We start from the raw sequence: 23,637 nt of genomic DNA, 5'->3' as shown, positions 1-23,637 counted from the left end.
TTCACAGCGTAGTGCGCGCGCTGCAGCGATCCACCGTAAAGTGCGCTAATTCGCGCTCTTCGTCGCGTTTGATGACCACAATCCTGTCGCTTTGAGCACACCGCCAAGGGCAGCTGGAACCGCACAGTGTGATGCAGCTCCTCAGGGTTTGCCAGTCACGCGCGGCACACACTGGCGTAACAAAACCCGAACCAGGGAAGAACTATCAGCTGACCGGCAAGATTCTTGAAGCTGATGCACCGATATGGCTGCTAGCGTGAAAAATTCAGCGACCTGCGAGGAAATGGACCGGTTTTCACAGATGAGCCAAGACACGAACTACGACACCTTCGCCGAGGCATACAACGCCGAAAACGAAACCAGCTTGCTCAACGCCTACTATGAACGACCGGCGATGCTCAGGCTCGCCGGGCAGGTGCAAGGTAAAACGATTCTTGATGTCGGCTGCGGCGGCGGAGTGCTCAGCGAAGAATTGCTCCGGCGCGGGGCCACGGTCCACGGGTTTGATTCGAGCCAAGCCATGCTTGATATCGCCCGACGCAGGCTCGGCGCACGGGCGCAGCTGAAGTGCACGGACCTCGGGGAGCCGCTGCCCTACGCCCAGCATAGTTTTGACGATGCCTGCGCATCCTTGGTCTTCCACTATCTGCAAGATTGGAGCGCTCCACTAACTGAGCTGCGACGAGTGCTCAAACCTGGCGGACGGCTGCTGATGTCGGTGAATCACCCACTGCTGTACCCGCTCACCCATCAGGGTGTGCAGTACTTCAAGACCACGAAGTACACCGATGAGCTCGAATTTAATGGTGAGCCAGGCAGCCTGACTTACTGGCACCGACCGCTGCATGCGATGTCCGACGCTTTTGCCCAGGCCGGATTCAGCATCGAGCTGATCAGCGAGCCGCCCTACTCCAAGGACGCACCCGATGAGCTGGTCCCGGAGAACTTAAAGGACCGTGAAGCATTTTTGAGTTTCATCTTCTTCGTGCTGCGCGCCGGGTAAGTCTGGCTTAAATACCGAGAGCCGGAACCCAGCAGGTTCCGGCTCTCGGTAGATTATGAAGTCGAGGATTAGTCGATCAGGGTGTCCTTGACGCTCTGAATGCGTCCGAGCACACCGTTGACGAATTCTGGAGATTCGTCGGTGGATAGTTCACGTACGTTCACGACCGCTTCGGCCACGGCCACCGCGTCCGGAACGTCGTCGTTGTACAGGATTTCCCAGACACCGATGCGCAGCGCCATGCGGTCAACGCCTGGCATACGCTCGATGGTCCAGCCCTTGACGTAGCTTTCAAGTACTTCATCGATGCGGTCCAGGTGGGCCATAACGCCCTCAAGGATCGTCAACGAGTACTCGTTGAGCACGATGTCAGAATTGTCGCGGCGGCCGATCGCTACACTAAGCGCATCAACGTCGCGGGCCTCGGCTTCAAAAAGAAACTCAAGTGCACGACGTCGCGCCTTAGCGCGGGCCCTCACTAGGAGACACGTCCCAGGTAATCGCCGGTGCGGGTATCAACCTTCACCTTGGTGTTCTGCTCAACGAACAATGGAACCTGGATTTCCAGACCGGTCTCCAAGGTTGCGTTCTTGGTGCCAGCCGAGGAGCGGTCGCCCTGCAGGCCCGGCTCGGTGTAGGTGATTTCCAGAACGACCGATGCCGGCAGTTCCAGGTACAGTGGGCTGCCGTCGTACATTGCGATGGTCAGTTCCTGGTTCTCCAGCAGGTAGCCTGCTGCGTCGCCAACGGTAACTCCGGAAACGGTGATCTGGTCGTAATCTTCCAGGTTCATGAAGACGTAGTCATCGCCGTCCTGGTAGAGGTACTGGTAATCGCGGCGGTCAACGGTGGCCAGCTCAATTTTGGTGCCGGCGTTGTAGGTCTTATCCAAGACCTTTCCGGACATCACGTTGCGCATCTTGGTACGGACAAAAGCGCCGCCCTTGCCCGGCTTAACGTGCTGGAAGTCGATGATGGTAAAAAGCTGGCCGTCAATCTTGATGACCTGACCATTTTTGATGTCAGTTGTATCCGCCACGGGTCCTCAATCCTCTATTTTTTGCCGGCATACACCGGCATTATCAAAAATCCATTTATCACTATAGCAAACCGCGCTAATGACTAATTCTGTGCACGTTCCTCGGCCAGTCGTAAACAACCGGCCGACGCGTTGAGCAGATGCTGCGAAGAACCCATCTGCTGGCGCTGTTCCAAGGCGGTGCGGAACCGGGTTACTGCTGCCTTGTAGTCACCCTTCGCAAAGAATGACATGCCTAGGTGGTGCTGCATCAGCGGCTCGTAGTAAGTGCCCGAAAATTCATCCACCAGCTTGCGCAAGCGGTTGATAGCGCGATCGAAATCACCTTGTAAACGAGTCAATTCGGTGTCCAGCACGCGCAGGTGCGCATTGGTGGGGTCTTCAAAACGTGATTCGGCAATCAGATTACCGGCCAGCGCGAGCTCGCCGCGGGCCATGTGGATGACCACTTGGTCGGTAGGCGTGCCGTTGGCCATCGAACGATCGGCGGCCTGTTCATCGTTGATGAAGGGGCGCAGCGTGTTCGGGTCGATCAGTACGCCGTCGATGGAGGTGCCCACGCCTTCGTGGTTTACCGATGCGACGTCAATGGCGTATGCGGTGAACTCGCTCATGCTTACTCTCCGATTTCCTGGTAGGCGGCGAATAACAGCGAGTTATCCGGCACCTCGTAAATGCGTGGTTTGCCGATGGCGTCGAGCACTACAAAACGTAGTTGATCGCCACGGGTCTTTTTGTCGCGCTTCATGCCGTCCAGCAATGCCATCCACTTGTCGTTGCGGTAGCTGGTAGGCAGGCCCAAGGACTTCAGGATGCTGAAGTGCCTATCGGTGACCGCGTCCGGGGTGTGCCCAACCGAGCGGCCCAGCTCCGCGGCGAAGCACAGTCCGATGGATACTGCCGCGCCGTGACGCATGTTGTAGCGCTCGGATAGCTCGATCGCGTGAGCCAGGGTGTGGCCATAGTTCAGGAACTCGCGGTCCCCGGCTTCCTTCAGGTCCCGTGATACCACCTCAACCTTCACCGCGATGGTGCGTTCGATAATTTCGCGCAGCCGGTCACTGTCGGCGCGGATCGCATCTTCGGGATCTTCTTCGATCAGTTCCAGGATGCGCTCATCGGCGATGAACCCGCACTTCACTGCCTCGGCGAGGCCGGTTACCAGTTCGTGCTTAGGCAGGGTGGCTAGCGCGTCGAGGTCTGCCAGTACGCCGGCCGGCGGATGGAAGGAACCAACGAGGTTTTTACCTTCGGCGGTGTTGATACCGGTTTTGCCGCCCACGGCGGCGTCGACCATACCCAGCAGCGAGGTTGGCACGTGGATAACCTTCACTCCGCGCAGCCAGGTAGCAGCCACAAAACCTGCGAGGTCGGTGACCGCTCCGCCGCCTACGGCGACAATTGCGTCGCTGCGGGTGAAGTCATTCTTGCCCAGTACCTCCCAGCAGAAGGAGGCGACCTGAATGTGCTTGCCCTCTTCGGCGTCGGGAATTTCCGCGGTCAGCGAGGTGAGCCCGGCCTTTTCCAGGTCGTCGCGGACGACGTCGCCGGTGGCGCGCAGGGCACGAGGGTGGATCACCAGAACCTTTTTAACTGCCGGACCCAAAAGTGCGGGCAATTCTCCCAGTAAGCCGTTACCGACCATCACCGGATATGACTCCGCTGGAGTGGCTCCGGTGACCTGAAGTGTGGTTGGTGGCAGTGGCATCCTTGACGTTCCTCCTGATGGTGCTGATCTATCCAGCGTACGCGGGAGCGCTACAGGTTTTGCTATCTCGTGGCGTGAATCACATGGGACTCGATCGCCTCAACGAGTTGCTCGAGACTCAAATTATCAACCTGTAAGGTCAGATCAGCGAGGTTTTTGTAAATTTCTTTGCGGGTCTCATAGAGCCGGGACCACGTGGTGAGGGTTTGGTCACCAGCAAGCAGCGGGCGGTGCGTATCCCCCGCGAGGCGACGCTTTGCGGTCTCCAAGTTCATCGCCAGATAGATGACCGTACCGCCGCGCAGCAGCTGCTGATTTTCTTCGCGCAGCACCGCGCCGCCGCCGGTGGCGATCACCCCGGCACGCAGTTGCGCCAGCGCCGCAACCTCAAGGTCACGGAAGTACGCCTCGTCGTGATCGACGAAAATCTGTGCGATCGGCCCATGCGCGGCAACGATATGCGCGTCAGAATCGGCAAAGCTGGTGCCCAAGGCCCTAGCCAGCGACCTGCCCACGGTGGACTTGCCGCTGGCCATCGGACCAATCAGGTAAATCATTTAGACCCCGGTCGAGCCCAGCGAGGTAGGAATATTCGCCAGGTAGCTGCCGATATTGCGCTTGGTTTCATTCAGCGAGTCGCCGCCGAACTTTTCCAGCAACGACTGCGCCAGCACCAGGGCGACCATTGCCTCGGCGACCACACCGGCGGCCGGAACCGCACAGACGTCCGAACGCTGATGGTGCGCGGTAGTTTCTTCACCGGTGGCGGTGTCGATGGTGGCTAGCGCGCGGGGCACGGTAGCGATCGGCTTCATGGCGGCGCGTACGCGCAGTACCTCGCCGATAGACATGCCGCCTTCGATGCCGCCGGCACGATTAGTTTCACGCTTAATTCCGCCGGATTCGGCGGGGATAATTGCATCGTGCGCGGCCGAACCGCGTCGCGCTGCGGTCAGGAAACCGTCGCCGACCTCAACACCCTTGATGGCCTGAATACCCATCAGGGCTCCGGCCAGACGCGAATCCAAGCGGCGATCCCAATGCACGTAGGAGCCGATGCCCGGAGGCAGGTTGTAGGCAAGCACCTCAACCACACCGCCCAGGGTCTCCCCCGCCTTATGCGCGTCATCGACCTCGAGAACCATTGCCGCGCTGGTTTCGCCGTGGAAACAACGCAGTGGATCGGCGTCTAGTGCAGCGACATCGGCCAGGGTGGGCAGTGGTGCATCCACCGGGGCGGCGACCGCACCAATAGCGGTGGTGTGTGAAACAAGTTCGATGCCAAGGCCCGCCAGGAAAGCTTGGGCTACCGAGCCGAGCGCGACGCGGGCAGCGGTCTCCCGGGCGCTGGCACGCTCGAGCACCGGACGGGCATCGTCGAACCCGTATTTCTGCATGCCGGTGAAATCTGCGTGGCCCGGACGTGGCCGGGTTAATGGGGCGTTACGCGCCATCGAGGCCAGTTCGTCGAGGTCTACCGGGTCCGCGTTCATCACGCGTTCCCACTTAGGCCATTCGGTATTCCCGATTTCAATGGCGATCGGGCCACCCTGGGTTTTGCCATGGCGCACGCCGCCGAGGAAGCTGACCTGATCCTTTTCAAATTTCATTCGCGCGCCCCGGCCGTAGCCAAGACGCCGCCGAGCGAGCGCATCGCGCACCACTTCACTGTCCACCGAGACTCCGGCGGGTAGGCCTTCAAGAATTCCAACGAGTGCCGGGCCGTGTGATTCGCCCGCCGTCAACCAACGCAACATGGAATCTATTTTGCCATGACATGGCTTCTTTAACCGCGTCGATGAAGCCCAAGTGCGTGATACATCGCGTTTGTGACGTTTTCACGGGTTTGCTCGTCGAAGGGTAAAGCGCTGAAATACCGGGCTTGTTCCACCGCTTGATGCACCAGCATGTGAAGCCCGGAAATCACCGTTCCCGCCCAGTTCTGCGCCAGTTCGCTGGGCCAGGGGTCATAGGCGACATCCAAGAGCACGCCTTGACCGGCGCCGAGCGGCTGCACCCAGCTATCGGCCGCACGCGGGGGCAAGGTGCTGATCACCAGTGGATCGGCGGTAATTCCGTGCTCGTTGAGTTCAGCGACCGCCCGCAGTTCAACGCGCATTCCGAGTTCTTGGGCTAAGCTGCGGGCGCGGCTCGCGCGGGCGGTGTCACGGACCACAAGCTTCAGCTCGGTTGTGCCCAGTTCGCCGGCGGCCTCAATAGCCGCCAACGCGGTATTTCCCGCGCCAAGTATGGTGGCCTGGCTACTGTGCCGCACGCCCGCGTCGGATAGGGCCAGCACGATTCCAGCAACGTCAGTGTTTTCGCCGAAGAGACTTCCATCGCCGCGCACCACAATGGTGTTCAGCGCGCCGAGCCGGGCCACGCGGTCCGAGACCTCGTCCATCAGTGGCACAAAGACATCTTTGAGCGGCATCGTCACCGAGCAGCCGGCCCACTGGTTAACACGCAGCTGTTGCGCGAATTCTGCGGCCTCCGAGGGAGCCAGCTCGATCGCCTCGTAGGCAATGTCTGCGCCGAGCAGCGCATAGGCGGCCCGGTGCAGGACCGGCGACTTGGAATGGCTGATCGGCTGGCCGAGCACCGCTGCGCGCATCACTTGCAGACCTCGGGGTTTGCCTCGCACCAGGCACTGAATTGTGCGTGGTTCACCTGATGCTCGGCGTAGGTGGAGGCAAACTTCGTCTCACCGGTTTGGGTGTTCACGGTGACCCAATAGTAGAAGCCGTTATCCTGTGGGTTCACCGCGGCGTTGATCGCCGAGGTGGCCGGGGATCCGATCGGGGTGGGTGGCAGGCCGGGGTGTACGTAAGTGTTGTACTTGTTGCCAGCATCCTTCTTCTCCGCCTTGGTGAACTGCAGCGAGTAGCGGTTCAGCCCATAAATTACGGTGGAGTCGGTCTGCAGCAGACCATGAGTTTCGTTATTATTTGGGTCCAGCCGGTTCCGGATGGCTCCGGAGACGACCTCGTAATCCTTCGGGGTGGCCTCTGCCTGCAGAATGGAGGCGATCTTCAACGCCTGGTAACCTTCGCTGAGGTCACTCACACCGGCATCGGTCAACGCCTTTTTAGTGGAGTCAACCATCGTCGTCAGTACCTCGTCGGCCTTGGTATCCAACGGGAAGCGGTATTCTCCGGGGTGCAACCAGCCTTCGAGGTTTGGCGATTCCTTGGGCAGCCCGAACTTTTCTGGTTGATCAGCCAGTTTGCGCAGACTCTCAAGCTTCAGGCCCGAACCCTTGGCAATCTCTTCCAAGGCAGCGCCCAGGCGCATATTTGCCTTCAGCCCGATGTAGAAGACCTTATCTGGTCGTTTGTCGATCAACTCGTCGGCGGCCGCCGCGGCAGGCATCTGCGTTTTGAGCAGGTAGGTGCCGGGGTGGATGAGTTTGCTTGCGGCATCCGAATTGTCGATGGCCGACATGAACAGTTTGTCACTGGCCACGACGTCGAGGTCCTCGAGCTTGCGCGAAATCAGTGCCGGACCCCAGCCGTCTTCCACGGTGAACTCCACCGTTTGGCCGCCGGGTCCAGGGTAATCATCGGGGTTAAACTGCTTGTACAGCGAGCGAATGAAGTAGAAAGATCCGGCAACCACCACGGCAAAAATGAGGAAAGTTGCCAGCATCACCATGTTGCGGCGGCGTTTGCTACGCTTTTTGCGCGCCTTGCCCCCAGTGCCGGCCGAGCCGGCACGCAACGTCTGCTGCGTGCCGGGCTCGCCGGCATACTCGGGTTCGGACTGCGCGAATTCCTGTGCCACGGCAGCGGATTCCAGTGGAGCCTGCGCTGGCGTGCCAGCGGCGGCATCAAGATACACTCCCCCACCGGTCAGCTCAGGGCTGGAAGCCTCGGGTAGAACCGAGCGTTGCCCGGCAGCAAAACGTGCGTAAAGCTCGGAGTGGGTTTCACGCTGCCGTTTGCGGCGGGCTTCATCTCGCATTAATTCTCCCAAGTGGTTTCTCGCGTCGCGCAGTTATTTCAGCACGATACGGCTGGCTTGCACACGCACGGAGTTGCGACGCATTTCAAGCACCTGCTGCAGGATTTCGACGGCTGCCACCTGGTCAACGACCTGGCGGTGATCTTGCATGCGGCGACCTGAGGCATGCAATGAACGATGGGCACTGACCGTGCTCAAACGTTCGTCAACCAAAAAAATTCCAACCTCGATTTTAGCCTCATTTGCCTCTTCCGCCAAGGCAATCGCGTAGTCACGAGCCATTTTAGTGGAATCGGTTGAGTTTCCGGCCAGTGATTTCGGTTCACCGATGAATACCTCTGACACCCCCCGGTCAACGATCATGCGTAATAGCATGCGTCGATCAGAGTTTTTCTTCAGGTCCCTGCGCAGCGTCATCACCGGAGTGGCGAGGATACCTGAGGGATCGGACACGGCGACGCCGACGCGGGCCAGACCCACGTCGACGCCGAACGCAATATTAGCCATTGGCAAGTGCCGCCCGAATTGCTGCCAGCGCGTCATCGATCTTTGACACGTCCTGGCCGCCGCCCTGAGCCATATCGTCCTTGCCGCCGCCGCCGCCGCCCAGTACCCCGGTTGCGGTACGAACCAGCGCGCCGGCCTTAAAGCCGTTGGCACGGGCCTGATCGTTAGTCACCGCGAGCACCAGCGGACGGGAGTTTGACTCGCCGATCAGCACGATGACGGCCGCTTCGCTGCCGAGTTTGCCGCGCAGATCCAACGCCATGGTGCGCAGCGCGTCGGCCGAATCGATGGTCCCCGCATTGTGCGCCAAAAGCCGGGTTTGGCCGATAGTCTCGACCTTTTCCAACAGCGTGGCCGACTGGGCGAGCATCGCCTGGCTCTTCAGCTCGGCGATCTGCTTCTCCGCTGCCTTCAGCTTCGCCACGGTGTCGTTAACCCGCTCGGAAACCTGATTTGAAGGTACCCGGAAGAGACCCGAAAGCTCGGAAACGAGGGCACGTTCTGCCGCTCCGTGACGGAAAGCCTCCATGCCCACCAGCGCTTCGACGCGGCGGTTGCCCGACCCGACCGATGCTTCGGAGAGCAAGGTGAGCTGGCCGATTCGCGAGGTGGTCGGCACGTGGGTGCCGCCGCACAGCTCCCGGGACCAGGCGCCGTTCATCTCCACGACGCGCACCGCGCTGCCGTACTTTTCACCGAACAGGCTCATCGCACCCAGCTGCTGCGCTTCGGCCAAAGCCATCTCGTTGGTGACCACCTGATGGTTGGCGGCGATCGCGAGGTTCACGACCTCCTCAACCTCGGTGCGCGCCTGGGCCGAGAGTGCCTCGGTCCAGGAGAAGTCAAAGCGCAGGTAGCCGGCCTTGTTGAAAGAACCGGCCTGGGTGGCGGTGTCGCCCAGTAGCTGGCGCAATGCGGCATGCACCAGGTGGGTGGCCGAGTGGGCCTGCTCACCGGAGTGGCGGCGGATCGCATCTACCTGGGTGCGCACCAGTGCGTCGGCGGGAAGTTCACCCTCGCGCACAATCACCTTGTGCACGTTCAGCCCCTTCACCGGAGCCTGCACGTCGGTGACCTCCAGGACGAAGCCGTCGCCGGTGATCAATCCGATATCGCCGGCCTGGCCGCCGGATTCGGCGTAGAACGGGGTCTCGTCGAGCACCAGGTCAATTTCTTGACCCTGCTCGGCGTAGTTCACCACCGCACCGTTAGAGACGATACCGCGGATTTTTGATTCACCCACGAGCGTGTCATAACCGGTGAAGTTGACCTTGCCGGCCTGCGCCAGCTGGTTGAAGACGCTCAGGTCAGCGTGCCCGCCCTTCTTGGACTTGGCGTCCTTCTGGGCGCGGGTGCGCTGTTCGGTCATCAGTTCGCGGAAACGCTTCTCATCCACCGCAAGCCCCGCCTCGGAAGCAATTTCCAAGGTCAGGTCGATGGGGAATCCGAAGGTGTCATGCAAGGCGAAAGCGTCATCTCCGGAGAGGTTGTGCCCCTCGGCCCGAGCGGATTTCAGCGCGTCGTCGAGCCGGATGGTGCCCGAGGCGATGGTGCGGCTAAACGCGCGCTCTTCTGCGTAGGCGATGCGTGCAATACGTTCGAAGTCATCTGCGACGATCGGGTAGACACCCTTCATCGCATCGCGGGAGACCGGCAGCAGCTCTGGCAAGACCGCGGTGTCCACACCCATCAGGCGCAGCGCGCGCACCGCACGGCGGATCAGTCGGCGCAGCACGTAGCCGCGGCCTTCGTTGCCCGGGGTGACTCCATCGGAGATGAGCATCAGCGAGGAGCGGGTGTGGTCAGCGATCATGCGCAGGCGCACGTCGTTGGCGTGGTTCGGATCTTCCGGATCCTCGGTGGAGGTGTATACGATGCCGGCCAGTTCCGCGGCCTTGTCGAGTACCGGGCGCAGCTGATCGGTCTCGTACATGTTCTCCACGCCCTGCAAGATCATTGCCAGACGTTCCAGACCCAGGCCGGTATCGATGTTGCGCTTAGGCAGTTCGCCGGCTACATCAAAGTCGGTTTTGGAGCGTACCGCGGAGAGCCGGTACTGCATGAAGACGAGGTTCCAGATTTCGACAAAACGGGTTTCGTCGACTGCCGGGCCGCCGTCCACACCGTATTCCGGGCCGCGGTCGTAGTAGATTTCCGAGCAGGGACCGCCGGGGCCGGGCTGGCCGGTGTTCCAGTAGTTATCTTCCTTGCCGGTGCCGACGACGCGTTCGGCAGGCATGCCGATTTCGTCTTCCCAGATGCTGCGGGCTTCGGTGTCTTTTTCCTCGCCGTCCTCGTAGACGGTGACCCAGAGCCGGGCCTTATCCAGCCCGTAGCCGCCGTCTTCGATCGAACCGGTGAGCAGTTCCCAGGCGAAGTGGATCGCTTCGCGTTTGAAGTAATCGCCGAAGGAGAAGTTGCCGCACATCTGGAAGAAGGTGCCGTGGCGTGAGGTCTTGCCGACCTCTTCGATGTCACCGGTGCGAATGCACTTCTGCACCGAGGTGGCACGCGTGTAGGGCGGCTCTTCCTGTGCGGTGAGGTAAGGGATGAACGGGACCATGCCGGCCACCGTAAAGAGCAGCGAAGGGTCAGATGAGACCAGCGACGCGCTGGGTACCGCCGTGTGCCCCTTGGAGACGAAGAAGTCTACCCAGCGGCGTGCAATTTCCTGCGTTTTCATCGTGTTACGGATGGTCCCTTCACTTAGCGGTGTCCACGCCTAAGGCGGAACGTAGTTCTACTTCGCGGGAGTTCATTCCCTCACGGAATGCTCCCACGACCTCCGAGATGCGATCGGCATACTTACCGACCTGACGGTTCAACGCCGCCCCGGAGGATACTTCGGTGTATTTCTTGGTGGCGAGGACTCCGACGCCCACGCCGATAACAACCCACAAAAGCTTCTTCATTCTAGTCTCCCCTAACGGCTACGGCGGCCCTTGCCGCTGGCATTCGCATTCATCGCTGACTTCACACCCGAGGTGAAAGCTGCGACCTTGATCAGTGGCTTGCCCACCGTGGCTGCCACCAAGGAGGACAGCGCGGAGACGTTGGCGCTCGCATCGGAGACGTTTGAGGTGATCGCGTCGACCTTCTTGAGCTGGTCATTGGTCGTGGCCACCGTGTTGGCAACCTCGCCGATCAGCGGAGTGGTCCCGTCAGAGAGATCTTTGATCGAGTTTCGAAGCTCATCAAACACCTTGCCCAACTTGATAATTGGTACGGCCAACAGTGCCACCAAAATGGCAAAGACGCCGGCCGCGATGAGCCCTGCAATATCCGAACCCGACATGTGCTTCCTCTTCTGCTTTGAGTGCTTGCTGCCAGTCCACCTTATCGAACCGGAGCCGATTAAAGGTAGTTAAGCCAGTGGCCCGCAACCGAGTCGGTTGCGGGCCACCAAACACACACTAAGTTTAGCGTGCGTAGTACTCGACCACGAGGTTCTCTTCGCAGGTCACTGGGATCTCTGCACGCTCAGGAGCGCGCAGGTAGGTAGCCTGCAAGGCTTCCAGCTTCACGTCCAGGTAAGCAGGAGCTGCTGGAAGCACGGTAGCGTGCTCTCCGGCTGCTGCCATCTGGAAAGGAACCATCTTCTCGCTCTTTTCGTGCACGTGGATCAGCTGACCCGGCTGCACCTTGAACGATGGGCGGTCCACGCGCTGGCCGTTAACTAGGATGTGGCGGTGCACAACCAGCTGACGAGCCTGCTGGATGGTGCGGGCGAAGCCTGCACGCAGAACCAGAGCGTCTAGACGGGACTCGAGCAGTGCCAACAGGTTGTCACCGGTCTGGCCGCCGAGGCGCTTTGCTTCCTTGAAAGCGTTGAGCATCTGAACTTCGCGGATGCCGTACTGGGCACGAAGACGCTGCTTTTCGCGCAGACGTACCGCGTAATCGCTGTCCTGCTTCTTGCGGGCGCGGCCATGCTGGCCGGGACCGTAGGGACGACGCTCCATGTACTTTTCAGCTTTTGGAGTCAGGGCAAGGCCGAGTGCGCGCGAGAGGCGCACGGTACGGCGGGCACGGGCGTTAGCCATAAGTGTGTCCTTTTCGTTTCAGCGACGGGATCTACTGGCCTCCGGGACGGAGAGTGTTGGGGCGCCGCGCCCCTGAACCACTGCAACCTTGCTGCCCCTGCGATTACTCGCGGGCGCGACTTAGCTTGCCAGCCAAAGATCAAGTCTACACGAATGCAGGGGCCAGCTAGGCCCGTTGTAACGTAGCTCGCTATCGTTTCTTCTTGTCTTTGCGGCGAATAATCTCTCTCAGCTTCGCCAGCCGATCGCCCAGCGTGCGTTCGGTGCCATTGGCGGTCGGCCGGTAGTAGTTGGTGCCGAGCAGATCGTCGGGCAGATACTGCTGGCTGGCGATCGAATGCGGGGCATCGTGCGAATAAATGTAACCGACCCCGTGGCCCAGCTGCTTGGCGCCGGGGTAGTGCGCGTCGCGCAGGTGGTCCGGCACCAGCGAGCCTTTGCCGGCATTCACGTCCGCGATGGCCTCATTGACCGCGGTGTAGGCGGCGTTTGATTTCGGTGCGGTGGCCAGATGCACGGTGGCGTGCCCGAGGATCAGCCGTGCCTCAGGCATGCCGATCAGCGCTACCGATTGGGCGGCGGCCACCGCCAGCGGCAGGGCGGTCGAATCGGCCATGCCGATATCCTCACTGGCACTGATCATCAGCCGGCGGGCGATAAACCGCGGGTCCTCCCCGGCCGAAAGCATCCGCGCCAAATAGTGCAGGGCCGCATCGACGTCGGAGCCGCGAATGGATTTAATGAACGCGGAGATGATGTCGTAGTGCTGATCGCCGTCCTTGTCATAACGCTGCACCGCCTGATCCATGGCGAGCTGGACGTGTTCGTCAAGGATTTCGATCGGCGGTTCCGGTTTGGTCCCAGCCGCGTTCCAGGCCACAGCCCCGGCGGCCTCCAGCACCGTCAAGGAGCGCCGCGCGTCGCCTTGAGCCAGCCGGACAATCGCGTCCCGCTGCGCTTCGGGAAGAACTACCTGCGCGTCAAAACCTCGTTCGTCGAGCACCGCACGGTCAAGGAGCTGCGCGAGATCGCCATCGGTCAGCGGGCGCAGGGTCAGCAGCAAGGAGCGCGAAAGCAGCGGAGAGATCACCGAAAAGGAGGGGTTTTCGGTGGTGGCGGCCACCAGCACCACCACCCGGTTTTCAACCCCGGGAAGCAATGCGTCTTGCTGGGCCTTGTTAAAGCGGTGAATCTCATCGAGGAAGAGCACCGTGGTCACCCCGCGCAGATCGCGGTCATCCTTGGCCTGCTCGATGACCCGGCGGACGTCTTTCACCCCGGCGGTAATCGCCGAAAGCTCTACAAATTTCCGGTCCGTGGCGCGGGCAATCACGTGCGCGATGGTGGTCTTGCCGATACCTGGCGGGCCGTACAAGATCACACTGGCGGGTCCGGCCAACCCGGTTTCGGGATGCTCGGCGAGTTGCCGCAGCGGGGAGCCGGGACCCAGCAGGTGGCCTTGGCCTACTAGTTCATCCAGCGTCTTGGGGCGCATACGTACCGCAAGGGGTGGGCGCGGGCGCTTGATCGAACCGTCATCCAGGGCATCCAGCAAATCGTTCACAGACCCAGCCTACCGATATTCTGATAGCTGCGCGGTGCTAGTCAGCACTTCACCGCCGCCACCTACCAGTTTTTGAAAGGACCTGCCCTATGCGCGCCGTCATCCAGGTTGCCAGCAACGCCCACGTCGAGGTCGAAGGGGAAATCGTCGGCAAACTTGACGCTCCGGGGCTGGTGATTCTTTTGGGTGTGACGCATGACGATGACCAGGGCACCGCGCGCAAGGTTGCAGAGAAAATCTGGCAGTTGCGCATTATGGAGGATGAATCCTCGGCTGCAGGCCTCAACGCTCCCCTCTTGGTGATCAGCCAGTTCACCCTCTATGGTTCGGTGCGCAAGGGCCGGCGCCCTTCCTGGTCTAACGCGGCCCCCGGTCCGGTGAGCGAGCCGCTCTACGAGTACTTCGTGGCGTATCTGCGCGAATTAGGCGCCACGGTCGCGACCGGAAAATTTGGCGCGATGATGAACGTGTCACTGACCAACACCGGCCCGTTCACGGTGATCGTGGATTCGGCCGAGCTGGCTTAGCTGCCGGTAGTCTTCACCAGCTGCGCGAAAATATCGAAGTGTGCGCGCTGGCTTTTTAGCTCGGCACTGCCGGAAGCGGAGAGTTCGTATACTTTCCTCCCGGGCCCACCTTGGCCTTCTTCCCACCTGGTTGCGACAAATCCGGAAGCTTCCAGCTTAGCCAGTGCCGGGTAAAGTGTCGCGCCCTTAACCGGCCCGAAACCTCGTTCCTGCAAGGATTTGGACAGGGCGTAGCCGTGGGCTTGCCCCGTGGATAATTCAGCGAGCAAAAGCATCGGAAGCATGGCTCGCTGCCAGCTGCTGGGAAATGGCGACTCCTTATTCATCGCGGCCTTCTTCCAGGCCGCGGGCATGGGCGCGCCTTTGATCAAGTTTTGATTGCACGTATTCTGCGCGATTTGCTGGGCGCAGCTCGTAGAGCGTAATTACTGCATAAATCACAATGCAGACTGTGAAGAAGATATCCCAGCCGCTGCGCTCCGGGGCAAGTAACCCTTCCACGAGGTTGGGGGCGTATAGGCCAACGAGCACCAGTGGCAGCAACCGGAGCATTAACCATCGCCGTTGCAGCGCCTTTGCGGTGTTAACTCCCAGACCGATGGCAAATTCGCCCGGAGTGCCGAATTCTTCGACAATTGTTGGCTCGCCGCGCGCCACGTTCATATTCGACCAGTGCTCGCGGGCAGGCGCCAAGGCAGCTGCCGCCTCCTTGCCCCGCATTCCGTAGCGTCCGCGCAGCAAACGCGTGGATTCGGCAAACCAGGTCTCTGGATCAGTGAAAGCCGAGTCACCGTTACGTGTTGCTGCGGGTTCTTGATTGAAGGGCAGCCAAAAGACACCGACGGCCAGGGCAATCCCGAGGAACGGCGCTAGCCAGTTGGGCAGTTGCATGGCTTCCTCACCGCCGAGTACTGCGATGAGCGCAGCCGCTGCGATGGAAACCGCTATTCCTGCCAAACCCAGCGCCCATGATCGGGCGAACCTTCCTTTCAAGCGGTAGAACCACCACAAGTGCCCGGACAAGGCGATTCCAGTGCCTGCGCTCAAGGCGGCCAGCTGCCAATAGTGCCACGAATTCGAAGCCCATCCATCACGGAATCCAACCCAAGTTCCGAAACCGGCGCACAGCAGGCCAACCACCAGGCCAAAGCCAGCGAGCAGCAGCACACTGCTGTTGATCGGCATCTCTGAATCCGCGAGCTGCTGCGGCGTCAATCGCGCATAGGACCGGACTTCGCCGTATTCCCTTGGATCGCCAAAGAGATCTTCTGCACCTTGGCCGCTATCGCGGATGGCAGCCAAGACATTTTCCAGTTCTTGAAGGCTCTGCGAATCATTCAGGTCATTCAGCCACATCGCAAGACTGAAGTCCCGCGCCCATTCGCGGTCAGTTTCCGGGTATTGCTCGACGATGTCTTCGGGTTCTGCCGGGGCCAACTGGTCTCCTGGGATCGAAATATCTAGGTTGAAAACTAACCTAGTATAAAAATCAGCCTTAATCCATCTTCTGAATTATTTTTGGGCAAAAAGAAACCGGATGGAACGCGTCAGTGCGTTCCATCCGGCATCTTGAAGCAGCGTAAGCCTACTTGGCTTCGGCCTTGGCGTTCTCTTCGACCTTCTTCTTTTCTGGCTTGAAGTCGATGCCGGCTTCCTTGCGCTGGGCCGGGGTGATCGGCGCAGGCGCTGCGGTCAACGGATCAAAACCGCCACCGGTCTTCGGGAAGGCGATGACGTCGCGGATTGACTCTGAACCGGTGAGCAGCTGCAGTACGCGGTCCCAACCCAGGGCGATGCCGCCGTGTGGAGGAGCGCCGAACTTGAAGCCCTCCAGCAGGAAGCCGAACTGGGTCTGCGCCTGCTCGTCGGATACGCCCATCAGCTTGAATACACGTTCCTGCACATCACGCTGGTGGATACGGATCGAACCGCCACCAATTTCGTTACCGTTGCAGACGATGTCATATGCGTAGGACAGCGCCGAACCCGGATCGGTGTCGAAGGTGTCCATGAACTCTGGCTTCGGGCTGGTGAACGCGTGGTGCACGGCAGTCCATGCGCCGGCGCCCACTGCCACGTCGCCGGAGGCCACGGCCGCGGAAGCCGGCTCGAACATCGGTGCGTCGACGATCCAGACGAAAGCCCAGTCGCCGTCCTTGATCAGACCGGTGCGGTGGCCGATTTCCACGCGGACCGCGCCAAGCAATGCCCGCGATTCGGTTTTGTCTCCCGCGGAGAAGAAGATGCAGTCGCCGGGATTCGCGCCGGTCGCCTGCGCCAAGCCGGCCTTCTCCTCGTCGGACAGGTTCTTGGCCACTGGACCAGCCAGCTCGCCATCTTCCTTCAGCAGCACGTAGGCAAGACCCTTGGCACCGCGCTGCTTAGCAAATTCCTGCCAGGCATCCAGGGTACGCCGTGGCTGGGATGCGCCGCCTGGCATGACCACGGAACCGACATACGCGGACTGGAACACCTTGAAGGAGGTGTTCGAGAAGTATTCGGTCATTTCGGTCAATTCCAGACCAAAACGCAGATCTGGCTTGTCGCTGCCGTACTTGGCCATCGCCTCGGAGTACGCCATGCGGCGGATCGGGGTAGGAACCTGCACATCGATCAACGACCAGATTTCCTTGACCAGCTTCTCACCGAGCTCGATGATGTCATCTTCCTCAACAAACGAGGCTTCAATATCCAACTGGGTGAATTCCGGCTGGCGGTCTGCGCGGAAATCCTCATCGCGGTAGCAGCGGGCGATCTGGTAGTACTTTTCAAATCCGCCGACCTGCAGCAGCTGCTTGAACAGCTGTGGGGACTGCGGCAACGCGTACCAGGAGCCCGGGGAAAGGCGTGCCGGTACGACGAAGTCGCGGGCGCCTTCCGGGGTGGAACGAGTCAGCGTTGGAGTTTCGATTTCGACGAAGCCCTCGTCGTGCAGCAGGTTACGTGCGGCACGGTTGACCTCGGAACGCAAACGCAGGTTGCGGGCCGGGGTCGGACGGCGCAGGTCCAGGTAGCGGTGGCGCAGACGCGCCTCTTCGCCGACCTCAACGTGCTCATCGATCTGGAAAGGAAGCGGGGCTGCGGTGTTGAGCACGATCACCTCATCGGCGATCACCTCGATCTGCCCGGTCGGCAGGTTCGGGTTTTCGTTGCCCTCCGGACGACGCTCAACGGTGCCCTTGATCTGCAGCACGAATTCATTGCGCAGCGGGTGGAAGTCCTCTTCATCACGCACGACTACCTGGGCGAAACCCGAGGCATCGCGCAGATCGAGGAACGCCACGCCACCGTGGTCGCGGCGACGCGCAACCCAACCGGTGAGGGTGACCTGCTGTGAAATGTGCTCGGCGCGGAGTTCGCCCAGCTGATGAGTGCGTAGCACTACGATCCTTTCGGTCGGTTGAGACTAGAAATCTCTTCAGTTCTTCTCGTTGACGAGTTTAGTGCACCGCGGCTAGTTGACGGTGTTGTGCAGATCTTCTGCCGGCGGACTCCAGCTGCTTGGATCGGCGGTGATTTGCTCACCGGTGCGGATATCTTTCACCTCGTGGGTGCCGTCTTGCTGGGTGAACCAGACGAACGGAATCCCGCGTCGGTCTGCGAACTTGATCTGCTTGCCGAACTTTTCGGCGCTCGAGGCGACCTCGCAGGCGATCCCCCGGCCACGCAGCGCTGCCGCAACGTCTTGCGCCTGGTGCCAGGAATTCTCGTCAGCCAAGGTGACATATACCACCGACGGCACGGTGCGCGCGGCGCTGACCAGCTCTTCGGCGAGGATGCGGGAGACCAGACGGGTGACACCGATGGACAAGCCCACGCCCGGGTAATTTTTCTTCCCCTTGGACGCCAAGGATTCGTAGCGGCCGCCGGAGCAGATCGAACCCAAGGATTCGTGGCCCACCAGCACGGTCTCGTACACGGTGCCGGTGTAGTAATCCAGGCCGCGGGCGATGGACAGATCCGCCATCACCTTGCCCGGCGCACGCTTGGAGGCGGCGTCGATCACCTGGAAGAGTTCCTCGAGCCCGGTGTCCAGCAGTTCGTGTTCCACGCCCAGGGCGCGCACCTGCTCCACGAAGCTGGTGTCCAGCGTGCAGATGGCGGCCAGGGCCAGCGCGGCGTCGGCCTGTTCGCCGGTGGCGCCGACCTCGTCGATGAGGATCTTGGCGACCGCCTCGTTGCCGATTTTTTCCAGCTTGTCGATGGCGCGCAGCACCGCATCCGGATCATCCAGACCCAGGCCACGGTAGAAGCCTTCGGCCAGTTTGCGGTTGTTCACGCGCAGACGGAAGTCGCCGATCGGCAGTGCGGACAAGGCATCGGCAATGGTTAGTGCCAGCTCCACGTCGTAGCTAAAGGCGAGCGTGCCCTCACCTACGACATCGATATCTGCCTGGGTGAATTCGCGGAAGCGGCCGTCTTGCGGACGCTCGCCGCGCCAGACCTTCTGCATCTGGTAGCGGCGGAAGGGGAAGGCTAAGTGTCCGGCATTTTCTACCACGTACCGGGCGAAGGGCACCGTCAGATCAAAGTGCAGGGCTAGTGCGTTGGGATCGTGCTTATCTTCATTTTCAGCCGCCAGCCGGGAGAGGCCGTAAACTTCCTTGTCGATCTCGCCCTTGCGCAGCAGCTGCCCGCGGGTTTCCACCGCGCGCGTTTCAATGTTGGCAAAACCATGCAGTTCAAAGGTGCGACGCAAGGTGTCCAACACATGTTGTTCGACGACCCGCTCGGCGGGAAGCCATTCGGGGAAACCTGATAATGAGGCCTTGCGTGCCATGAAACTCCTTCATACAAAATGGTTGCCTATCCATCTTACGACGCAACAGGCAGCAATACTGTGCACGTCGGCTTACTAAGAAGTGCAGCTCACAGGTAGAGTTAGGCAAAGCAAGCGAACAGTAAAGCGAAAGAGTTTCAGCGGTGACCACCAGTCAGAAATCCGACGACAGCCCGAACATCCCCTTGCCGCAGGCGCATAAGCCAGTGGCAAAGCAGGTTGTGGCTCAGCCCGTCGACCACAGTACCCCCCTTGAAGAAGCGGCAAAATTTGCCCGCGTCACCGACGATGGGCATGTATTTGTCATCATTGACGGCGCCGAGCACCCGGTTGGACAGTACCCGGATGCCACAAAGGATGAGGCTTTGGCCTACTTTGTGCGCAAGTACGACGATGTGCTGTCCCAGCTGATGCTGCTCGAGCAGCGTGTGACCGCGAAGGCACCAAGCGGCGATATGCCCAAAACCCTGGATACCTTGGACGCCACCGTGGCCGAGCGTCATCTGGTCGGCGATATTCCGAAGCTGGAAGCGCGGATCGCCGCGGCACGCACCGCGGTAAGTGCCCTGGCTGGCGAACAGCGTCAGGTCACCGAGGCCGCCCGTGCCGAACAGCTCAAGGTGCGCGAAGCCCTGGTTGAGCAGGCCGAAGCCTTGGCTGAGAAGCGTCCGGAGCAGATCCAGTGGAAGACCGCTTCCACCGCGATGAACGAACTGTTCGAAACCTGGAAGGGAACCCAGCGTTCGGCCGTGCGTTTGCCGCGTGCCACCGAAGATGCGCTCTGGAAGCGTTTCCGTGCCGCGCGCACCACCTTTGACCGTCACCGCCGGGCGTATTTCTCACAGCTCGATGCCACCAACGCGCAGGCAAAGTCTGCCAAGGAGGAGCTGATCAGCCGCGCCGAGGCGCTGCAGACCTCCACCGACTGGGCAGGCACCGCCGCCGAGTACCGCAAGCTGATGGACGAGTGGAAAAAATCCCGCCGTGCCTCACGCAAGGATGACGACGCGCTGTGGAGCCGATTCCGTGCCTCGCAGGACGTGTTCTTCCAGGCGCGTGCCGCGGAAAATGCGAAGGTCGACGCCGAATACGCTGAAAACCTGATCGTCAAGGAGGCGCTGCTTGAAGAGGCGCGCACCCTGGTACCGGTGAAGGATCTAACCATCACCAAGCAGAAGCTCGATTCAATTCGCAGCCGTTGGGAAGTAGCTGGCAAGGTGCCACGCGCTGACCTCCAGCGAGTCGAATCGGCATTGCGCCAGGTGGAAGAGGCCGTCAAGGGCGCCGAAGAAGAGCAGTGGCGCCGGTCAAATCCAGAGACCAAGGCCCGCTCGAACTCGATGCTTTCGCAGTTGCAGGACACCATTGCAGCTTTGGAAAACGACCTTGAGGCAGCGAAAAAGCAGGGTAATGCCAAGCGGATCGCGAAGGCTCAGGAGGCCTTGGAGGCTCGCCAGATGTGGTTGAACACCCTGGAGAAGTCTGCGGCGGATCTCGACTAGAATCCACAGATCGTTTAAACACCCCCTACGCGGCGGCGCTTGCTGGTTCAGTAGCTTTATGGAAAAAGTTACCGGACAGCGCGTCGCCGCGTTGCGTATCCCCGAAGACCTGTTTATCGCCGGCGAACCTTTTACCCGCAATGAGCTTGGCGCCATGGCTACCCATGGGTTGCTGCGCGAATCCATTGGCGGGTGTTTTGTGGAGAGCAGGTTCCGCTACGATTCGACCGCGCGGGCGCAAATAGCCGCGTTTCTTGCCGGTCGGCATTTTGGCAGAACCGATATTTTCTGTCAGCAGACCGCCGCGTGGATCCATGGCTTGCTGCCTCATGTGAACACAGTCTGCATTTCATCGCAGCTCTATCATCGGCCCTACCGGCCGGGCAACGGGCTGCACTTTGAATTTGTGCAGCTGCCGATCGATGATGAGGATGTGGTCAATCGTAAGCGGGTGCGGCTGAGCAGTTCATTGCGCACGGTATGCGATGTGGCCTGTTATGACCCGCTGCCGATCGCCACCTCGGTGTTTAATCAAGTGCAACGCCTCGGTGATCCGTTTTTGAATCTGGGCGCCGTGGGTGAAAACCTGGCCCAACTGGAGGCTAGTCCCCCGGTGGCGCGTGCACTGCGCTTGGTGCAGTCCTATGAGGCGCGCGCTGCCTGAACTGGCAGGGTGCACGAAACCCCACGTAACGACCCAGATTTTAGCTGGCGTTACGCAGGGTTTGGTGTTTAGCGCCGGCTTCCTGCGGTGGTGCGGTAGACGTCGTAGACCCCATCGATGCGGCGAACCTGATTGAGCACATGGCTCAGGAACTTGGGATCGCCCATTTCGAAGGAGAACCGTGAGATCGCGACTCGTTCGCGGCTGGTTTGCACGCTGGCCGAGAGAATGTTCAGGTGGCTTTCGGACAGGATCCGGGTGACATCTGAGAGCAGTGACTTGCGGTCCAGCGCCTCCACCTGGATTTCTACCAGGAACACCCCGTGGTGCTTTTCCGCCCAGGATACCTGAACCAACCGGTCAGGCTGTTGGGCAAGCTGTGCGAGGTTGAGGCAGTCGGTGCGGTGCACCGAGACTCCGGCGCCGCGGGTCACGAAACCCTGGATCTCATCCGGCGGGACCGGTGTACAGCAACGAGCGAGCTTGACCAGCACGTCGCCGACGCCCTGCACGATGACGCCTGCGTCGTTGCCCGTGGTGGGCTTGGACAGGCTGGTGCTGACGACGGCTTCCTCATCAACCTGCTCTCCCGCCGGAGGCCCGGTGAGTGAGACCAGATGTTCGATGACGTTCTGTGCACTGGTGTGCCCATCACCCACCGATTGGTAGAGCGCTGAAATATCCACGTGGTGCAGGTTCGTGGCCACGGTGGTCAGCAACTCATGGGTCATCAAACGTTGCAGTGGCAGCTGATTGCGGCGCAGCTCCTTGGTGAGCAGCTCCTTGCCCTTTTCAATGGCTTCTTCGCGGCGTTCCTTGGAGAAGTATGCACGAATTTTAGCCTTGGCCCGCGGGGATTTGACGAAGTTCTGCCAGTCCTGCGAGGGGCCGGCGTCTTCTGCCTTGGAGGTGAAAACCTCCACCACATCGCCCTGCTTCAACTCGGTATGCAGCGGAACGAGCTTGCCGTTCACCCGCGACCCGATGGTGCGGTGTCCGACGTCGGTGTGGATGGAGTAGGCAAAGTCGATCGGGGTAGCACCCACCGGCAGCGACATGATGTCACCCTTGGGGGTGAACACGTAAACTTCGGCGGAGTTGATGGTGTAGCGCAGTCCGTCGAGGAATTCCTCGGAATCGGTGGTGTCCTCCTGCCACTCCATCAACGAGCGCAGCCACTCCATGTTCTTCTCCGGGGAGAGCATCGCATCAGACCGGTCGCCATGCTTGTACTGGAAGTGCGCTGCCACCCCGTTTTCGGCGTGCAGGTGCATCTCATGGGTGCGGATCTGAATTTCCACCGGCTTGCCCTCTGGGCCCATCACGGTGGTGTGCAAAGACTGATAAAGGTTCAGCTTCGGCAGTGCGATGTAGTCTTTGAAACGTCCGGGCAGCGGATTCCATTCGGAGTGCACTACGCCCAAGGCGCCATAACAGTCCTTCACCGAGTCCACGGTGATCCGCACGCCCATCAGGTCGTGGATGTCGTCGAAGTCTTTACCGCGCACGATCATCTTCTGGTAGATCGAGTAGTAGTGCTTCGGCCGGCCCGAGACTTGGGCGTGCACGCCCAGTTCGTTAAGTTTATCGTTCAGCTGTTCGCGGATGCCTGCGAGGTATTTTTCGCGCTCCGGGGTGCGGTCCCCCACCATGCGGACAATTTCCTGGTACACCAGTGGGTGCAGGGCTGCGAAGGAAAGGTCTTCCAGCTCCCATTTAACCGCGTTCATGCCCAGCCGGTGCGCCAGCGGAGCGAAGATCTCCAAGGTCTCCTTCGCCTTGCGCGAGCTGGACTCCGGGGAGACATAACGCCAGGTGCGCGCGTTGTGCAGGCGGTCGGCTAATTTGATGAGCAGCACGCGGATATCGCGGGACATCGCGACAACCATTTTGCGCACGGTTTCCGCCGGGGCAGCATCCCCATAGGTGACCTTGTCGAGTTTGGTCACCCCGTCGACGAGCATCGCGATCTCTTCGGAAAATTCCTTAGTGACCGATTCCAGCGAGTAGTCGGTGTCTTCCACGGTGTCGTGCAGCAGCGCGGCAGCCAGGATCGAACCTGTCATACCCATTTCTGCAAGGATCGTCGCTACGGCCACCGGGTGGGTGATGTAGGGGTCTCCACTTTTACGTTTTTGACCCTCGTGGTACTTTTCTGCCACCTCGTAGGCGTGGATCAGCAGATCCAGATCAGCCTTGGGGTGTTTGGATTTAACCGTGCGCAGCAGCGGTTCCAAAGTTGGCGAGGTGCTCGGGGTGCTACCTCGGCCCGCAAAGCGTACTAGACGTGAGATAGAGCGTCGCTTCGAATTGTTTGGGGTCGGCGTGTTAGCCATG

At 60.5% G+C, this 23,637-nt stretch carries 23 protein-coding genes; 4 read left to right on the top strand and 19 right to left on the bottom strand.

The window, feature by feature from the left end; all coding sequences use genetic code 11:
- Window positions 1-256: 256 nt before the first annotated feature.
- Entirely contained in the window at window positions 257-1,003 is a 747-nt protein-coding gene (locus VJ369_RS15855; protein WP_324093006.1) for a class I SAM-dependent methyltransferase, read from the top strand.
- A 68-nt stretch (window positions 1,004-1,071) separates the two neighbouring features.
- On the opposite strand, the gene nusB is transcribed toward VJ369_RS15855, so the two are convergent.
- The 14 genes from nusB to VJ369_RS15785 all read right to left on the bottom strand — a co-directional run bounded on the left by nusB (window position 1,072) and on the right by VJ369_RS15785 (window position 13,827).
- A complete protein-coding gene (gene nusB, locus VJ369_RS15850) occupies window positions 1,072-1,482 on the bottom strand; it encodes a transcription antitermination factor NusB (RefSeq protein ID WP_096257760.1) in 411 nt (136 codons plus the stop codon).
- Window positions 1,482-2,042 (bottom strand): elongation factor P, encoded by a 561-nt coding sequence (efp, locus tag VJ369_RS15845; protein ID WP_324093005.1) that lies wholly within the window; start codon window positions 2,040-2,042, stop codon window positions 1,482-1,484. The genes nusB and efp overlap by 1 nt, the downstream gene beginning before the upstream one ends.
- A gap of 83 nt (window positions 2,043-2,125) precedes the next feature.
- The gene (locus VJ369_RS15840; protein WP_096257762.1) at window positions 2,126-2,656 is read right to left on the bottom strand and encodes a tetratricopeptide repeat protein; all 531 of its coding nucleotides are present in this window, start codon (window positions 2,654-2,656) and stop codon (window positions 2,126-2,128) included.
- A gap of 2 nt (window positions 2,657-2,658) precedes the next feature.
- On the bottom strand, window positions 2,659-3,750 hold the full coding sequence (gene aroB / locus VJ369_RS15835; RefSeq protein ID WP_324093004.1) for a 3-dehydroquinate synthase: 1,092 nt from the start codon (window positions 3,748-3,750) through the stop codon (window positions 2,659-2,661).
- Window positions 3,751-3,812: 62 nt separating this feature from the next.
- Entirely contained in the window at window positions 3,813-4,307 is a 495-nt protein-coding gene (locus VJ369_RS15830; protein WP_324093003.1) for a shikimate kinase, read from the bottom strand.
- On the bottom strand, window positions 4,308-5,507 hold the full coding sequence (aroC, locus tag VJ369_RS15825; RefSeq protein ID WP_324093002.1) for a chorismate synthase: 1,200 nt from the start codon (window positions 5,505-5,507) through the stop codon (window positions 4,308-4,310).
- Between the two features lie 29 nt (window positions 5,508-5,536).
- Window positions 5,537-6,364: a shikimate dehydrogenase gene (locus VJ369_RS15820; protein WP_324093098.1), complete on the bottom strand. Its 828-nt coding sequence runs from the start codon at window positions 6,362-6,364 to the stop codon at window positions 5,537-5,539.
- The gene (gene mltG, locus VJ369_RS15815) at window positions 6,364-7,713 is read right to left on the bottom strand and encodes an endolytic transglycosylase MltG (RefSeq protein ID WP_324093001.1); all 1,350 of its coding nucleotides are present in this window, start codon (window positions 7,711-7,713) and stop codon (window positions 6,364-6,366) included. The genes VJ369_RS15820 and mltG overlap by 1 nt, the downstream gene beginning before the upstream one ends.
- A 33-nt stretch (window positions 7,714-7,746) precedes the next feature.
- Window positions 7,747-8,220 (bottom strand): Holliday junction resolvase RuvX, encoded by a 474-nt coding sequence (gene ruvX, locus VJ369_RS15810; protein ID WP_324093000.1) that lies wholly within the window; start codon window positions 8,218-8,220, stop codon window positions 7,747-7,749.
- Window positions 8,213-10,903, bottom strand: a complete 2,691-nt coding sequence (gene alaS, locus VJ369_RS15805) for an alanine--tRNA ligase (RefSeq protein ID WP_324092999.1) — start codon at window positions 10,901-10,903, stop codon at window positions 8,213-8,215. The genes ruvX and alaS overlap by 8 nt, the downstream gene beginning before the upstream one ends.
- A 19-nt stretch (window positions 10,904-10,922) precedes the next feature.
- Window positions 10,923-11,132: a hypothetical protein gene (locus VJ369_RS15800; RefSeq protein ID WP_096257770.1), complete on the bottom strand. Its 210-nt coding sequence runs from the start codon at window positions 11,130-11,132 to the stop codon at window positions 10,923-10,925.
- Window positions 11,133-11,143: 11 nt separating this feature from the next.
- A complete protein-coding gene (locus tag VJ369_RS15795) occupies window positions 11,144-11,515 on the bottom strand; it encodes a DUF948 domain-containing protein (RefSeq protein WP_324092998.1) in 372 nt (123 codons plus the stop codon).
- A gap of 124 nt (window positions 11,516-11,639) precedes the next feature.
- A complete protein-coding gene (gene rpsD, locus VJ369_RS15790; RefSeq protein ID WP_096257772.1) occupies window positions 11,640-12,263 on the bottom strand; it encodes a 30S ribosomal protein S4 in 624 nt (207 codons plus the stop codon).
- Window positions 12,264-12,453: 190 nt separating this feature from the next.
- Window positions 12,454-13,827, bottom strand: a complete 1,374-nt coding sequence (locus VJ369_RS15785) for a replication-associated recombination protein A (RefSeq protein WP_324092997.1) — start codon at window positions 13,825-13,827, stop codon at window positions 12,454-12,456.
- Window positions 13,828-13,916: 89 nt separating this feature from the next.
- Between VJ369_RS15785 and dtd the strand changes: the two genes are divergently transcribed.
- The gene (dtd, locus tag VJ369_RS15780) at window positions 13,917-14,354 is read left to right on the top strand and encodes a D-aminoacyl-tRNA deacylase (protein WP_324092996.1); all 438 of its coding nucleotides are present in this window, start codon (window positions 13,917-13,919) and stop codon (window positions 14,352-14,354) included.
- Here dtd and VJ369_RS15775 read toward each other — a convergent pair.
- From VJ369_RS15775 to hisS, 4 genes are all read right to left on the bottom strand, one after another.
- Window positions 14,351-14,680, bottom strand: coding sequence for a PadR family transcriptional regulator (locus VJ369_RS15775; protein ID WP_324092995.1), 330 nt, complete (start codon window positions 14,678-14,680; stop codon window positions 14,351-14,353). The two genes, dtd and VJ369_RS15775, sit on opposite strands and share 4 nt — an antisense overlap.
- Window positions 14,673-15,791: a hypothetical protein gene (locus VJ369_RS15770; RefSeq protein WP_324092994.1), complete on the bottom strand. Its 1,119-nt coding sequence runs from the start codon at window positions 15,789-15,791 to the stop codon at window positions 14,673-14,675. The genes VJ369_RS15775 and VJ369_RS15770 overlap by 8 nt, the downstream gene beginning before the upstream one ends.
- Window positions 15,792-15,939: 148 nt before the next feature.
- Window positions 15,940-17,736 (bottom strand): aspartate--tRNA ligase, encoded by a 1,797-nt coding sequence (gene aspS, locus VJ369_RS15765; protein WP_324092993.1) that lies wholly within the window; start codon window positions 17,734-17,736, stop codon window positions 15,940-15,942.
- 72 nt (window positions 17,737-17,808) lie between these two features.
- Window positions 17,809-19,134, bottom strand: coding sequence for a histidine--tRNA ligase (gene hisS, locus VJ369_RS15760; protein WP_324092992.1), 1,326 nt, complete (start codon window positions 19,132-19,134; stop codon window positions 17,809-17,811).
- 143 nt (window positions 19,135-19,277) lie between these two features.
- Between hisS and VJ369_RS15755 the strand changes: the two genes are divergently transcribed.
- Window positions 19,278-20,636, top strand: a complete 1,359-nt coding sequence (locus VJ369_RS15755) for a DUF349 domain-containing protein (RefSeq protein WP_324092991.1) — start codon at window positions 19,278-19,280, stop codon at window positions 20,634-20,636.
- A gap of 58 nt (window positions 20,637-20,694) precedes the next feature.
- Entirely contained in the window at window positions 20,695-21,300 is a 606-nt protein-coding gene (locus VJ369_RS15750; protein ID WP_324092990.1) for a hypothetical protein, read from the top strand.
- Between the two features lie 68 nt (window positions 21,301-21,368).
- Here the strand turns inward: VJ369_RS15750 and VJ369_RS15745 are convergent, their stop codons facing one another.
- Window positions 21,369-23,636, bottom strand: a complete 2,268-nt coding sequence (locus tag VJ369_RS15745) for a bifunctional (p)ppGpp synthetase/guanosine-3',5'-bis(diphosphate) 3'-pyrophosphohydrolase (protein WP_324092989.1) — start codon at window positions 23,634-23,636, stop codon at window positions 21,369-21,371.
- Window position 23,637: the final 1 nt, after the last annotated feature.

Origin of the sequence: Glutamicibacter sp. (assembly GCF_035257265.1) — a bacterium.
Taxonomy (GTDB): Bacteria; Actinomycetota; Actinomycetes; order Actinomycetales; family Micrococcaceae; genus Glutamicibacter.
Note: the sequence above shows the minus strand (reverse complement) of the source record. Positions and strands in the feature narration are given on the sequence as shown.

What these genes read in the sequence shown, in the direction of transcription:
- hisS (WP_324092992.1), bottom strand. Translation starts at nt 19,134, where the DNA reads ATGGCACGCAAGGCCTCATTATCAGGTTTCCCCGAATGGCTTCCCGCC.
- VJ369_RS15775 (WP_324092995.1), bottom strand. Translation starts at nt 14,680, where the DNA reads ATGAATAAGGAGTCGCCATTTCCCAGCAGCTGGCAGCGAGCCATGCTT.
- ruvX (WP_324093000.1), bottom strand. Translation starts at nt 8,220, where the DNA reads ATGGCTAATATTGCGTTCGGCGTCGACGTGGGTCTGGCCCGCGTCGGC.
- rpsD (WP_096257772.1), bottom strand. Translation starts at nt 12,263, where the DNA reads ATGGCTAACGCCCGTGCCCGCCGTACCGTGCGCCTCTCGCGCGCACTC.
- VJ369_RS15745 (WP_324092989.1), bottom strand. Translation starts at nt 23,636, where the DNA reads ATGGCTAACACGCCGACCCCAAACAATTCGAAGCGACGCTCTATCTCA.
- dtd (WP_324092996.1), top strand. Translation starts at nt 13,917, where the DNA reads ATGCGCGCCGTCATCCAGGTTGCCAGCAACGCCCACGTCGAGGTCGAA.
- aroC (WP_324093002.1), bottom strand. Translation starts at nt 5,507, where the DNA reads ATGTTGCGTTGGTTGACGGCGGGCGAATCACACGGCCCGGCACTCGTT.
- VJ369_RS15820 (WP_324093098.1), bottom strand. Translation starts at nt 6,364, where the DNA reads ATGCGCGCAGCGGTGCTCGGCCAGCCGATCAGCCATTCCAAGTCGCCG.
- VJ369_RS15800 (WP_096257770.1), bottom strand. Translation starts at nt 11,132, where the DNA reads ATGAAGAAGCTTTTGTGGGTTGTTATCGGCGTGGGCGTCGGAGTCCTC.
- VJ369_RS15830 (WP_324093003.1), bottom strand. Translation starts at nt 4,307, where the DNA reads ATGATTTACCTGATTGGTCCGATGGCCAGCGGCAAGTCCACCGTGGGC.
- alaS (WP_324092999.1), bottom strand. Translation starts at nt 10,903, where the DNA reads ATGAAAACGCAGGAAATTGCACGCCGCTGGGTAGACTTCTTCGTCTCC.
- VJ369_RS15840 (WP_096257762.1), bottom strand. Translation starts at nt 2,656, where the DNA reads ATGAGCGAGTTCACCGCATACGCCATTGACGTCGCATCGGTAAACCAC.
- aroB (WP_324093004.1), bottom strand. Translation starts at nt 3,750, where the DNA reads ATGCCACTGCCACCAACCACACTTCAGGTCACCGGAGCCACTCCAGCG.
- VJ369_RS15750 (WP_324092990.1), top strand. Translation starts at nt 20,695, where the DNA reads ATGGAAAAAGTTACCGGACAGCGCGTCGCCGCGTTGCGTATCCCCGAA.
- mltG (WP_324093001.1), bottom strand. Translation starts at nt 7,713, where the DNA reads ATGCGAGATGAAGCCCGCCGCAAACGGCAGCGTGAAACCCACTCCGAG.
- VJ369_RS15795 (WP_324092998.1), bottom strand. Translation starts at nt 11,515, where the DNA reads ATGTCGGGTTCGGATATTGCAGGGCTCATCGCGGCCGGCGTCTTTGCC.